The sequence below is a fragment of the Streptomyces sp. NPDC085866 genome (assembly GCF_044541035.1).
Classification (GTDB): domain Bacteria; phylum Actinomycetota; class Actinomycetes; order Streptomycetales; family Streptomycetaceae; genus Streptomyces.
The window spans coordinates 355,737-369,508 of the sequence record NZ_JBITSQ010000011.1; the positions used below are offsets into that span (position 1 = coordinate 355,737).

Consider the following 13,772-nt stretch of genomic DNA (forward strand, 5'->3'; position numbering starts at 1 on the left):
CGGTGCCGAACTCTCCACGACCGGTACGGCTAGGACCGGTACGGGTTGTGGGCAGGGTGGGGTGCCGCCGGACGGCCGTACCAGTAAGGCACCGGCACCGGCGCTCCGTACAACGGCCGAGCCGGCGCGGCCACCCTCGCCGCGTACTCCAGGGCCGGCCGAGCGACGCTCCTGCGCTGCCACAGCTCGGCGAGCAACTCCTGCTCCCGTAGGACGAAGTCGGCCCCGGCCCGCCCGCGCCGCCCCCGGTGCCGCAGGAACGCCAGCGAGGTGGCGTACGCCTCGTACTGCGCCACGGCCCGGGCCGCGGGCCGCCCTCCGAAGTGCTGCCGGGCGTGTTCCCGGGCCGTCCGCCGTGCCCGCATCGACCCGAGTGCGAACGGCTCGGCCGGCCCCAGCCACCCGGCGTACACATACGCCGGCAGCTCCTCCCGCACGGTCCGCAGCTCTCGTTGCCGTGTCCAGATCGCGAGCCACGTGAGCAGCCCGAAGGCGGGCACCATGAAGGCGCCGTAGACGGCGAAGAACCCGAACTCGCCGAAGGCCGAGGAGCCGTTCCAGAAGGCGTGCATGCTCATCGCGAGCAGCAAGCCGCCGAGCGGAACCAGGACGCGCCGGGCGTGCTGCCGTTCCGAGGAGAGCGCGGCGATCCCGAAGCCGATGCCGGTGAGCACGGTGAACAGGGGATGCGCGAACGGGGACATCACGATGCGCACGAAGAAGGTGGCGGCGGTGACGGAGGCGATGCCGCGGTCGCCGGTGAGCTGGTCGGTACCGAAGGCCGTGCCCAGGTAGAGGATGTTCTCGGTGAACGCGAACCCGGTGGCGGTGACCCCGGCTATCACGACGCCGTCGACGATCCCGGTGAAGTCGCGTCTGCGGAAGAGGAAGACCAGCAGCACGGATGCGGCCTTGGCGGACTCCTCCACTATGGGCGCGATCACGGTCGCGCCGAGGGTGTCGGCGCCGGCGGGGTCGGCGGTCGAGGTGGCGATCCACTTCGTGGCGAAACTGTTGGCGACGATGGCGATCAGCGCCGCCGCACAGGCGCCCCAGGCGAACGCGAAGACCAGATTCCGCCAGGGGCCCGGTTCGACCCGGTCCAGCCACCGGAAGGCGGCTATCAGCCAGGGCACGGGCAGGACGGCGAGGCCCAGCCCGACCAGGAAGCCCTCCGTGCCGGTCTGCCGGCGCACCAGCGCGAGGATCACCAGGCCGGACAGCGCAAGTAGCGTGATCAGCGCCCCGTAGCGCACCCACCGGCGCTGCCACCAGTGCGGATGCGCACCGCTTCCGGGGCCGGGGGAGTAGGTCGGGTACGGAGGACTGATGGCCACGGCATCGACCCTAACGATGACAGGACGAAGGGGGCTGCTACTGCTGCTGATGCGGTACGCGACGGAACAGCAGATCGTTCACCACATGTCCCTTGTCCAGTCCCTGCCCCTCGAAACGGGTCAGCGGCCGGAACTCGGGACGCGGCGAGAAACCGCCGTCGGCCTGGGTGTTCTCGAAGTCCGGATGCGCGGTGAGCACCTCGAGCATCTGCTCGGCGTACGGCTCCCAGTCCGTCGCGCAGTGCACGATCGCCCCGGGCTTCAGCCGGGTCGCGGCCAGCGACAGGAACTCGGGCTGGATCAGCCGCCGCTTGTGGTGCCGCTTCTTGGGCCAGGGATCCGGGAAGTACACGCGCAGCCCGCCGAGCGCGTCGGGCCGGAGCATCTCCCGGAGCAGGATGATCGCGTCGCCGTTCCCGACCCGGACGTTGGACAGCCCGTTCCGGTCGGCGAGGTTGAGCAGGTTCCCCTGGCCCGGCGTGTGCACGTCCACGGCGAGGATGTTCGTGTCCGGGTCCCCGGCGGCCATCTGCGCGGTGGCCTCGCCCATCCCGAACCCGATCTCCAGCACGACGGGCTTGTCGTTCCCGAACAGCTCGCCGAGATCGATGACACCCTGCCCGTCGATGTCCAGCCCCCACTTGGGCCAGAGCCGCTGCAGCGCGTCCGCCTGCCCGGCGGTCACCCGGCTCCGGCGCGGCTGGAAACTCCGGATCCGCCGCTCGAAGTGCGACCCGGCGGGATCGGCCCTGGGCCCGTCCGGAAACCGCGGCTCCCCCTTGGCCCGGTTGTGCCGAACGGACACACCGGGAACATGCGACGACACCGGCTCGGCAGCACCGGACCGGGGGGCTTCGGGGGCGTTAAGGGAGTCAGACACAGTGCCTCGATTTTACGGCGCCTCTCCGCCCGCCCGAGCCGGGCCGGTCCGGGACGGCACCTTCTCGACCCAGCGAGTCGGGTGGGTGGGCAAGACGGGGGTCCAGGGGGCGCAGCCCCCTGGGACGGCACTACAGCGAGCCGAGCATGGACAACGCGCGCCGCCCGACCTCCCTACCGATCGGCAGCGAAGCGGTAGCCGCAGGAGACGGCGCGTTGAGCACATGCACAGCCCGAGCCCCCTCCCGAATCAGAAAGTCGTCCACCAGCGTCCCGTCCCGCAGCACCGCCTGTGCCCGCACTCCGGCAGGGGCCCGCACCAGATCCTCCTCCTGCGCCGCAGGCAACAACCTCCGCACCGCCTGCAGAAACGCTCCCTTGGACACCGACCGCCGCAGCTCCCCCGCCCCGTACCGCCAGTGCCGCCGAGCGATCACCCAGGACCCCGGCCACGCCACCGTCCCGGCCAGCTCCCGGGGCCGTACGACCCCCCACGCGTACCCCTCCCGGGCCAGCGCCGGCACCGCGTTGGGCCCGATGTGCACGCCCCCGTCGATCCCGCGCGTCAGATGCACGCCGAGGAACGGGAACGCCGGATCCGGCACCGGATACACCAGCCCCCGCACCAGCTCGGGCCGGGCCAGCTCGTAGTACTCCCCCCGGAACGGCACGATCCGCACCTCGGGGTCGTCCCCGGTCAGCCGCGCCACCTCGTCGCAGTACAACCCGGCGCAGTTCACCAGCACCCGCCCGCGCACGACGTCCCCGTCCGCGGTGAGCACGGCCACACCCCGCTCCGGCCGCCGGTCCACCCGTACGACCTCGGCCCCGTACCGGATCTCCGCCCCCGAGGCCCGCGCCAGCTGCCGGGCGACGCCCACGAAGTCACACACCCCGGTCGTGCCGACGTGGATGGCCGCGAGTCCCCGGACCTCCGGCTCGTACTCGGCGATCTGCGCGGCGCCCAGCTCCCGCACCGGGATCCCGTTCTCCCGCCCGCGCTGGACGAGCGCGTGCAGTCGCGGCAGCTCCTCCCGCTCGGTGGCGACGATCAGCTTGCCGGTGACGGCGTGCGCGATGCCGTACTCGGCGCAGAACTTGACCATCTCGGCCGCGCCCCGCACCGCGTACCGCGCCTTGAGCGAGCCCGGCCGGTAGTAGATCCCGCTGTGGATGACCCCGCTGTTGCGCCCCGTCTGGTGCCGGGCCGGGCCCGGCTCCTTCTCCAGCACGGTCACCCGTGTCCCCGGCGCGGCCCGCGTGATCGCATACGCCGTGGACAGCCCGACGATCCCACCCCCGATCACGAGCACATCACAGTCGTACGCCCCGACCCGCACCGTGCACCACCTCCCACCTCGATAGTGCACTGCGCCACTGACAGTGCCTTCAAACGCAGGAAGAGTGTCGCGCGCCTACGCCGGAGCCATCAGCAACGGCCTGGCCCGCTCCCGCAGCTCCACCACCCTCGGCTCGTCCCCGTACGGCTCCAGCCGATGCAGAAGATCCTTCACGTACTCGGTGGTCCGGGCGGACGAGATCCGACCGGCCACCTCCACGGCTCGCACCCCCTGTTCGCACGCCGCATCCAGATTCCCCGACTCCAGCTCGGCGACGGCAGAAACGACGAGCCGCAGTCCGTGCGACCGCACGAACTCCTCCGTCGGCTTGGACAACGCCTGCTCGGTGAACCTCCGCACCTGCCGAGGCGCCTTCAGATCCCGGTAGCACTCCGCAGCATCAGCGGCAAAACGGTCGTATCCATAGAAACCAAGCCAAGATGGATCGTTGTCACCCTCCCGTGACCGCTCGAGCCACCCCTCGGCGGCCTTCAGCGCAGTGCCGGCGGCCTGCGCATCCCCCGCGCGTGCGTGTGCCCGCGCCTCCACCAGCCGGAAGAAGCTCATCGTGCGCGCGGTCGCCAGCCCCCGGTTGCGCTCCAGGGCGGCCTGCGCCAGATCGACCCCCTCGTCGCCGAAGCCCCGGTACGTCGCCTGCAGCGACATGGAGGCCAGCACATAGCCCCCGAGCGGGACGTCCGCGGCCGCGCGCGCGAGCCGCAGCGCCTGGATGTAGTACCGCTGCGCCGCCTCCTGCTGACCGGTGTCGAAGGCCATCCAGCCCGCGAGCCGGGTGAGTTCGGCGGTGGCCCCGAACAGGGCGCGGCCGACCTCGTCGGAGTACGAGCCGAGCAGCAGCGGCGCCGCCTCCACCCTTAAGCACTCCGGCACCATCGACGAACGCCAGTCGCCGCCTCCGTACTTGGAGTCCCAGCGCCTGGCGTCCTCCGCGGCCTCCCGCAGCTTCTGCACATCGCTGTGGCCGACTTTGATCGGTGCACCGGATCCCTCGGCAGAGTTCGCCTCCCGCGCGACCGAGCTGTCGGCGGGGGTTATCAGCCATCGCGAGGCAGGCGTTGCGTATGCGGTCACTGCGAACGACCCGGCGAGCGACTGCCAGATGCCCCCGGAGCCGGCCCGGCGCCCTGCGAGGTCGAGCCGGTACAGCTCAGTGGCCGACTTCACCGCCTGCCCCACGTCTCTGGGGAAGGCGAGACCCACTTCGGGTGCGGGGTCCGCGTCCGCCAGGCCTATCTCGTGGAGCGGCACCGGGCGGCCGAGCTTCTGGCCGATGGCGGCCGCGATGAGGTGCGGCGCCGCTCCCTGCGGCACCATCCCCTTCGACACCCAGCGCGCCACCGAGGTCTTGTCGTAGCGAAGCGTCAACCCGCGTTGAGCGCCAAGATCGTTGACGCGTCGCGCGAGTCCTGCATTGCTGATTCCCGCGAGGGCGAGAACGGTGCCGAGTTTTTCGTTCGGCCCGCGTTGCTCCCTGGACATGCGCCACCCCTCGACACAGACGGCTGCCGCACTGGCATAACCGTGCGGCATTCGTAAACCCAGCGTAGTTCGCCGCATCCCAAGCGTTAAGGGGCATTGTTCCGGTTGGCGGGATTGTGGTCCGTACGCGAGTGCGGCCCTGTACGCACCGTGCACACGCTGTTGCGGCGTGCCCCCGCCCGTGTGGCCGTGCGCCCGTCCGTGCGCTCTTCTCCGGCCATCGGGGGAGCGGTTCCATGGCTGATGCGTGGGTCGGCCCGCTGTACTGGATCCAGCGGGCTGGGGGACACCGCCACCTTCATCCCCGCGGGTGGCGGACCGGTCCGGGAGGCGATGCCCGCCTCCCGGACTGTGCGCGTTGCGGTGCCGCCGGGTGCTCCGCAGGCCTGTACGGAGCGTGCTCGACTTCGCGCGGCCGCCGCCAATTTGGCTGAAAATCGACCCCGTCCTCAGGGGGTGATTTCCGCTCCCACCATGGGACTTGAGGGCGTGAAGGGCGTTTTCGGGGCGCATATCGGGGGCGCATTCGCGTCGCACCCACCTGGAGCTCTGCCGCCATCCGCCGCGAGTCGTACGGGCGTTCCGTCGCTCACCCCTCGCCCTCCCGCGCGGCCTCCCCTCGGCGTTCGCCCGACGTTCCCTCGATCGAAGGCGGCGTCACCGCCCCTCCACACCGCGTTCTTCATGGCAGCATGGGGACCCGGTTTCTGCGGTGCACTGGTTGTCCACAGGCTGTGGAGGTGTCGATGCGGTGGTTGGTGGGTTGGAGCAGCACCGCCGCGGGCGCTTCCGGAATCGGTTCCGCGGGCGCCACCGGGTACGACGGCGAGACCCTGCACCCGGTCGGCTCCCAACTCCTGTGGGGCGACCCCGATCCCCTGTGGGCCGTCGGCGACTGGCGCCCGGACGAGGTGCGCGTGGTGAAGGCCGACGCGCAGAACCGGATCGCCGTCCTCGGCACCTGCGGGGCGACCGACGAGGAGCTGCGGCGCGGACTGTTCACCGCGCGCGGTGGCGCACTGCGCCATCTGACCACCTGGCCCGGCAGTTACACGGCCGTCGTCCAGGTGGGCCGGAGGATCACCGTCTGCGGCGATCTCGCGGGCGCCCGCCCGGTGTTCCACACGCCCTGGGCCGGCGGTACGGCCTACGCCACCGCCGCGCTGCCGCTCGCCGACCTCATCGAGGCCAACCTCGACTTCGGCCACCTGGCGGCCCTGCTCGCCGCCCCCGACGTACCGGCCGCCCTGCGGGACACCACCCCGTACGACGGCGTACGGCGCATTCCGCCGGGGCATGCCCTCGTCCTGCGCGCCGGAGCGCGCGAGATCGCCGGGTACGAGCCGGTCGCCTCCCTCGCGGTTGCGGCGCCCCCGGCGGACCCCGGCCGCGCCGTGGACGCCGTACGGGACGCACTCGTCGAGGCGGTGCGCGCGCGGCTGTCGGCGCCGCGGCACGTGCCCGACCTCGACCCCGGGCCGGTGCCGGGCATGGGCCCCGCGGAGCGGCGGGCCGCGCGCGGGATGCCGGTGCCGGGGATCGGCGCCGACCTGTCCGGCGGGCCCGCCTCCGGCACGCTGGCGCTGCTGGCGGCCGGACTGCCTGGCCGGCCGGGCACGCTGCTCGGCCACGGCACGGGCGCCGGGGAACGGCTGCTCGCCGTCACCTTCAACGACCTGGCCGTCGGCGGCCGCGAGGCCGAACTGGAGCGCGCGGGAGCCCTCGCGGCCAACCCGCGGCTGCACCACGTGGTGGTGACCGGCGGCGAGGAGACCCTGCCGTACGCCGACCTCGACGGCCCCCTCACCGACGAGCCGGGCCCCTCCCTGGTCACCGCCGCCCGCCACCGCGCCCGGCTCGCCGCCGGCAGCGCCGACCACTTCACCGGCCACGGCGCCCGCCAGGTCCTGGACGCCCACCCCGCCCGCCTCGCTGACCTCCTCATGGACCGCAAACGACGCCACCTGGTACGGCCGGTCGCGGCGCTCGCCCGGGCCGACGGCTCGGTGATGGTCCCCGCGCGCGTGTACGGCGCGGCCCGGCGGCTGGCGCGCACTCCGTACCGGGCGGGCCTGGAACTGCTCGCCGAGCGGCTGATCCGGCACCGCTTCGACGAGCCCGGGGGCGCCGTCGGCGCGTCCCTCGCCGCACTGACCTGGGGGAGACCGGGGCCGGCGGCGCGCTGGCTGACGGGGGAGGCACTGGCTGAAGTATCGGTTCTGCTCCAGAGTGAGGCGGAGCGCTCCCCCGGGGGCTCCGCCCAGCGCCCCGGCGAGTTCCGCGCGCGTGCCGTCCTGGCCCGCCACGCGTCCGACCTGCGCGTCCTCGAACAGGCCGTCGAGATCCGCTCGCAGCGCCTGCACGCGCCCTTCCTCGACAACCAGGTCGTCCGCGCCTGCCGCGCCCTCCCCGAGGCCCTGCGCGTCCAGCCCGGAGCCCGCTCCGCCGTCCTGCGGACGGTCCTGGAGGGCGCCGGCGTCGCGGGCCTCCCGCCCGGCTGGGGCACTCCCTCCCACGGCTCCTCCGCGGCGGCCGCGCGCGCGGGCCTGCGCGTGGCGGCGGACTCCCTGGTGGACCTCTTCTCCACCCCCCTCCTGGCCGAGGCCGGTCTGGTGGAGGCCCGAGTGGTCCGCAAGGCCCTCCGGTCGGCGGCAGAGGGCGAACCGCTCCCCCTGGACGGCCTGGCCGACCTGATCTCCCTCGAACTCTGGCTCCGCCGCCTCCTCTCCCGCCGGGGCACCTGCTGGACCGGCACACCCGCTCGCGCGCGTGCCGTACCCGGAGGCATCGCACCGCGCCGGGGCGCCCTGGGCGCGGGAGCCGCGGGAGCCGCGGGACTGAGCGGCTAGGCCGCCGTACGCCCCCGCGCGGGGCGCACGCAAACCCCCGTGCCTCCGTTCCCGCCTCCGGCGACAATGTGCCGGTGCGGTACAGAATCCTGGGCGTCACCCAGGCGGAGGACGACCAGGGAACCGTCAAGGCGGTCGGCGGCCCCCGCCTGCGCGCGCTGCTCGCCGCACTGGCGCTTCGCCCCGGGCGGGTCACCGCCCCGCAGACCCTGATCGGCGAGGTCTGGGCCGACGATCCGCCCGAGGACGCCCCGGCCGCCCTCCAGGCCCTGGTGGGCCGGCTCCGCAGGGCCCTCGGCAAGGACACGGTGGGCTCGCAACCCGGCGGCTACCGCCTCGCCGCCACCGAGGACGACGTGGACCTCTTCGTCTTCGAATCCCTGGTGCGTACGGCCATGGCGGCTCTGGACCGCGGCGACGCCCGGACCGCGTCAAGCGGCCTGGACGAGGCGCTCGCCCTGTGGCACGGCCCCGCCCTCGCCGACCTCCCGGACCGCACCGCCGCCGCCCGCCCGGACGCACTCCGCCTGGAGGCGCTCCGGGGCCGCGCCGAGGCCCGGCTGCGGCTGGGCCGTGCCCAGGACGTCGTACCGGACCTGACGGAACTGACCACCGCCCACCCGTACGACGAACCCCTGCACGCGCTCCTCATCCGCGCCCTGCGCGACACCGGCCGCACCGCCGACGCCCTCGCCGCGTACGAGTCCGCCCGCCGCACCCTCGCCGACACCCTCGGCACCGACCCCGGCCCGGAACTCCAGGCCCTGCACGCCTCGTTGCTGCAGCAGGAGCCGCCCGCGGCCGCCCCCATCCGTCCCCCGGAGCGGACGGGCAACCTCCGCCCCCGCCTGACGTCCTTCGTCGGCCGGGAACCCGAACTCGAAGCCATTCGTTCCGATCTGCACAGGGCCCGCCTGGTCACCCTCACCGGACCGGGCGGCTCGGGGAAGACCCGCCTCGCCGAGGAGGCCGCCGCAGGGCTGCCCCAGGCATGGCTGGTCGAGCTGGCCCCGCTCGACCGGTCCGAGGCGGTGCCCGGCGCCGTGGTGAGCGCCCTCGGTCTGCGCGAGACCGTGCTCCGGGCCAACGACCTGACGACACCGCAGGCCGACCCCACGGCCCTGCTGATCGAGTACTGCGCCCCGCGCAGCCAACTCCTGATCCTCGACAACTGCGAACACGTCATCGGCGCGGCCGCCGCCCTCGCCGAGACCCTCCTCACCCACTGCCCCGGGCTCACGGTCCTCGCCACCAGCCGTGAACCCCTGGGCGTCCCCGGCGAGTCGGTGCGCCCGGTCGAACCCCTCGTCCCCGAGCAGGCCCACCGCCTCTTCGCGGAGCGCGCGCAGGCCGTCCGTCCCGACGCCGACGCGGTGCTCCGCGACACCGAGGCCGTCGCGGAGATCTGTCGCCGCCTGGACGGACTGCCGCTCGCCATCGAGCTGGCCGCGGCCCGGCTCAGACTGCTGACCCCGCGCCAGATCGCCGACCGGCTGGACGACCGCTTCCGCCTGCTCACCTCCGGAAGCCGCACGGTCCTGCCCCGCCAGCAGACCCTGCGCGCGGTCGTCGACTGGTCCTGGGACCTGCTGGCCGAGCGGGAGCGGACGGTGCTGCGCGAGGTGTCGGTGTTCGCCGGCGGCTGGGACCTCACGGCGGCCGAGGCCGTCTGCACCGGCCCGGCGGCGGAGCTGATCGGCGCCCTCGTGGACAAGTCCCTCGTCGTGGCCGCCCCGGACGGCCCGGACCCCTTCGGCGGTATGCGGTACCGGATGCTGGAGACCATCCACGAGTACGCCACCGAGCGAGCCGCCGAGATCCCCGAACTGCGCGCGGCGGCCGAGCGGCGCCACCGCGCCTGGGCGCGCGCACTCGTCGAGCAGGCCGAGCCCCGGCTGCGCTCGGCGGCCCAACTGCCCTGGATCGGCCGCCTGGAGAACGAACTCGACAACATCCGCGCGGCCCTGGACCGCGCGCTGCGCGCCGGCGACGAGGCGGAGGCGGGCGCGATCGCCCTGGCGATCGGCTGGTTCTGGTGGCTGCGCAACTACCGCCAGGAGGCGATGGAGTGGGTGCAGCTCGTGCTGCGCCTGGGCGTCGCCCGCGACACCCTGCCCGAGGGCGCGGGGCAGACCGGTCTCGTCGCGCTGACGGAGTCGGCCGACCCGGTCGGCGCCTTCCTCGCCGCACCCGACGGCGAGGCGGGCCACCCGCTGCGCGAGCTGCGCATGGACCTGCGGATGCTCGACCTGTTCCTGACCTCGGAGTCGAGCACGGCGACCCTCGCGGCCGACCCTCGCGCCCCGGAGTACATCGCCCGCGTGCGGGCCGGCTTCGAGCACGGCGGTCCGCAGTCCGCCCGCCTGCCCGGCATCGTCTGGCCGCTGACCGCCTACTACCTGGGCGGCCCGGCCGACGTGCGACCCGACATGGCCGCCGCCGTCGCCAACTGCCGCAGATACGGCGGGGACTGGGAGATCGGCGTCTCCCTGATGTACCGCACCCATGTGGTCGTCGACTCGCCGGGCAACCTGCGGGGCGTCGACGAGGACCTGGCGGAGCTGCGGGCGCTCAGCCGGCGCGTCGGGGACCGCTGGATGCGGGCGCAGGTGTGCAGCGCGGCCGGTGAGGCGGCCATGGCCCGCGGCAGGTTCATGGAGGCCCGCGCCGAGTACGAGGAGGCGCTGCGGCTCGCCTACGAGGTGGGCGCCTACGCCGAGTCGCCGTTCCTCATGGCCCGGCTCGCCGAGATCGCCTACCGCTCGGGGGACCGCACGAGCGCCCTCGCCGTCCTGGACGACGCCGGCACGGCCGCCGACGTGTACGGGGTGGCGGAGTCCCGGGCGTTCATCCTGATGATGCGGGCCCACATCGCCGCGAACGACGGCGACCTGGCCCATGCGCGCGAGCTGTACGACATGACCCGCGCGGTCGCGGCGGGCGGCACCCCGCCACCGCAGTTCACGGCCGCCCTGAGCACGGTCGAGGCTCTGATCACGGCCGGCGAGTCCGGTCCCGGGCCCGCCCTGCCGATCGTGGCGGGGGCACTGCGCGAGGCGGTGGAACGGCGCTGCGCCGAGTCGATCACGGCGGGGCTGGTCGACGTCGGCGCCGTCCTGCTGGCCGGGATCGGCGACCTGGCGGGCGCCGTCCGGCTGTTCGCGGCCGCCGGGCACTGGCGCGCCGGCCACCCGCGTCCCGAGCCGGAGCACACCCAGGCCGAGCGGATCGACACCGCGGCCCGCACGGCACTGACCCCGGACCGCTACGCGGCCGAGCGGGCCCGGGGCGCTTCCCTCACCACGGAGGACGTCCTGCGGGAACTGGAGGCACCGGCGCCCACCCGCGCCCGTGAGCCCCGCTAGCGGCAGGTGAACCGGGATTCGGCCCAGTCCGCCAGCGCGCCCCGGTCGATGACGTTGCTGTGCGGTTCCACGACGAGCCGTACGGTCCTGCGCCCGGTCAGATCGACATGGACGGGCACGGCCGCGTCCCAGCCCTTGACCATCCCGGACCGCCACAGCCGGACCCCGTCGGCGTAGACCGAGAAGGAGACCTTGCCGAGCCCGAGGGTCATGTCGTCCACACCGGCCAGGGCGTCGTAGGCCGTGCACTGGCGGTTGAGGTCGATGGTGACGGAGGACTTGCCGTGCACGGTGACCCCGCGCGGGTATTGCTTGCCGGCGATCGACATCCCGTACCGCTGCCACACCCAGCTGCTCTCGTGCAGCCGCATCTCGGGCGCGGTGCCGTCGCCGTTGACGTCGTAGCGCAGATCGCTCCACTCGTAGACGACGGGAGCCGGCGGCGGAGTGGGGGTGGGTGTGTGCGTTGGGGTCGGCTTGGGCGTCGGCGTCGGCGTCGGGGCGGGCGTGGGGGGCGGCGTCGGGGTGGGTGTGGGCGTCGGTGTGGGAGCAGGCGTCGGTGTGCGGGCCGGCTCGGGAGCCAGCGCCACCGGCACCGGAGCGGGCTTCTTCTTGCTCGGCGTAGGTGTGGGCGAGGGCGTGGCTGCCGACGGCTGCGGCTGTGGCTGCTCGACGGCGGGCGGGGACTGCGCCGGCTTGGCCACCTCCTTGGTCGGGTGGCTGTCGTTCAGCAGCGCCATGGACACCGCGGCGACGGCCACCGCGACCACACCGGCCGCGATCCCGGCCTTCACCGGCGCCCCGAGCCCTTCAGAGGCAGCGGCGCCGGCACTCGCACCCGAGCCGCCGGAGGACCCGCCGGCGGCGGCCGCACCACCCCCTGCACTGCTGGAGGAACCGCCGGCAGCGGCCGCGGCACCCGCCGCACCCACCCCGGCGCCACCGGCGATGATCCCGAGCGCCTTCGCATACCCGGCGGCCCCGAACCAGCCGATGACCGCGACCGGCACCACCGCGGGGATCCCGCTCGCGACTTCCTCGATCTGCGCGGCCGCCAGCCGGCATCTGGCGCACTCGTCCAGGTGCATGCGCAGACCCCGTTCGGCACGGATGCGCAGCTTGCGGCGGGCGTAGGTGCCGAGCTGGTCCGCGTAGCGGGAGCACTCCTCGTCGCCGACGAGCGAGGCGCTGACGTGAGCCTGCAGATAGGCCTGCCTCAGCCCCTCGCGGGCACGGCTCGCCAGCACCCGGGTGCCGTTGGCGTCCAGCCCGAACAGGACGGCCACCTGGCTCGGCGACTCGTCCTCCACCTCGGTGTGCCACAGCACCGCCTGCCAGCGCTCGGGCAGCGAGCGGAAGGCCTGCATGGCCATGGACTGCTCGGCCTCGTGCAGGGCCCGCACATCGGCACCGGGATCCAGGGCGGCGTCGTCGGACACCTCGGACCCACGCGAGGCCTGCTGCGCGAACACGGCGAAGTCGTCCACGAGCTGCTCGCGCCGCGCCGACCTGCTCCAGTGCGCGGCGACGCGCCGCACGGAGGTCAGCAGATAGGCCCGTACGGCGTGTTCGGGCCCCGACCCGCCACGCACCGCCTGCAGCATGCGGGCGAACACCTCGGCGGTGAGGTCGTCCGCGGTGTGCCCGTCACGGCAACAGGTACGGGCGTACCGGCGCACCGCATCCGCGTGCCGCCGGTACAGCTCCTCGTAGGCGGAGTCGTCCCCCGCCCGCATCCGCTCGATCAACTCACCGTCGGCGGGCGGCATCTCCCGGGGCGGCAGCACACTTCCGCCCCGCTGAGCGGGCACGCTCTGATCCGCGGCCGTCCTGCCCCGCCCGCCCTGACTCGGCACCTGCGGCGAGGTCAGCCCTCCGGTCTCGGAGTCACCGTCACCGCGTGACTCGTCCCACCCGTCAACGCCCATCGCGCAAAGCCCCCGACCCCGGCCCAGCCCAACCCGTCACCGGCTCAGGGTGCCACATTGTCTTTCGTTCAAGTACAGCCCGTACGCCCCATCCACTCATCCGAGCGCACTTGTCACCCCCAGCAACCGAACAAGCCCCCACGCGGGCGACAGCTCCGCCCCGGCCCACCCATGACGGCGAGCCCCGAGACCCGGCACCCGCCCATGGCGCTGACACCGCACAACAGCCACGCGTATTCAGCGGCCCGCACCCCACCGCAAGCCGACCGATCCCACGGCCCGCCACGCCCAGCCGACGCTGACGCTGCAAAGGCCCCGCACGCACCACCGAGACCCCACACGGGGCCCGCTACGTGGGCGGTCGGCCCCATGGCTCAACACCCGTAGTCGGTGCTTATGCCCCGTTGGGGCCGCGGCGCACCAGCTGCCTGCGGTAGGCGCATGGGGCTCGCCGCATGACGATCGGTCCCATGGCTCAACACCCGTAGTCGGTGCTTATGCCCCGTTGGGGCCGCGGCGCACCAGCTGCCTGCGGTAGGCGCATGGGGCTCGCCGCATGACGATCGGTCCCATG

Annotated in this window: 7 protein-coding genes; 2 read left to right on the plus strand and 5 right to left on the minus strand. The window is 73.7% G+C overall.

Annotation, left to right across the window (positions count from 1 at the left end; genetic code table 11):
• Window positions 1-29 precede the first annotated feature (29 nt).
• The 4 genes from ACIF83_RS28880 to ACIF83_RS28895 form a co-directional block, all read right to left on the minus strand.
• Complete coding sequence (locus tag ACIF83_RS28880) at window positions 30-1,337, minus strand: PrsW family intramembrane metalloprotease (RefSeq protein ID WP_399731182.1); 1,308 nt, start codon at window positions 1,335-1,337, stop codon at window positions 30-32.
• A gap of 37 nt (window positions 1,338-1,374) precedes the next feature.
• The gene (trmB, locus tag ACIF83_RS28885; RefSeq protein ID WP_393474151.1) at window positions 1,375-2,217 is read right to left on the minus strand and encodes a tRNA (guanosine(46)-N7)-methyltransferase TrmB; all 843 of its coding nucleotides are present in this window, start codon (window positions 2,215-2,217) and stop codon (window positions 1,375-1,377) included.
• Between the two features lie 130 nt (window positions 2,218-2,347).
• Entirely contained in the window at window positions 2,348-3,556 is a 1,209-nt protein-coding gene (lhgO, locus tag ACIF83_RS28890; RefSeq protein ID WP_393474148.1) for an L-2-hydroxyglutarate oxidase, read from the minus strand.
• 75 nt (window positions 3,557-3,631) lie between these two features.
• On the minus strand, window positions 3,632-5,056 hold the full coding sequence (locus ACIF83_RS28895; RefSeq protein ID WP_399731187.1) for an MFS transporter: 1,425 nt from the start codon (window positions 5,054-5,056) through the stop codon (window positions 3,632-3,634).
• 746 nt (window positions 5,057-5,802) lie between these two features.
• On the opposite strand from ACIF83_RS28895, the gene ACIF83_RS28900 reads away from it, so the two are divergent.
• Window positions 5,803-7,905, plus strand: coding sequence for an asparagine synthase-related protein (locus ACIF83_RS28900; RefSeq protein WP_399731190.1), 2,103 nt, complete (start codon window positions 5,803-5,805; stop codon window positions 7,903-7,905).
• A 74-nt stretch (window positions 7,906-7,979) separates the two neighbouring features.
• Window positions 7,980-11,270, plus strand: coding sequence for a BTAD domain-containing putative transcriptional regulator (locus tag ACIF83_RS28905; protein WP_399731193.1), 3,291 nt, complete (start codon window positions 7,980-7,982; stop codon window positions 11,268-11,270).
• Here the strand turns inward: ACIF83_RS28905 and ACIF83_RS28910 are convergent.
• Window positions 11,267-13,198, minus strand: a complete 1,932-nt coding sequence (locus tag ACIF83_RS28910; RefSeq protein ID WP_399731196.1) for a sigma-70 family RNA polymerase sigma factor — start codon at window positions 13,196-13,198, stop codon at window positions 11,267-11,269. The two genes, ACIF83_RS28905 and ACIF83_RS28910, sit on opposite strands and share 4 nt — an antisense overlap.
• Between the last annotated feature and the right edge of the window lie 574 nt (window positions 13,199-13,772).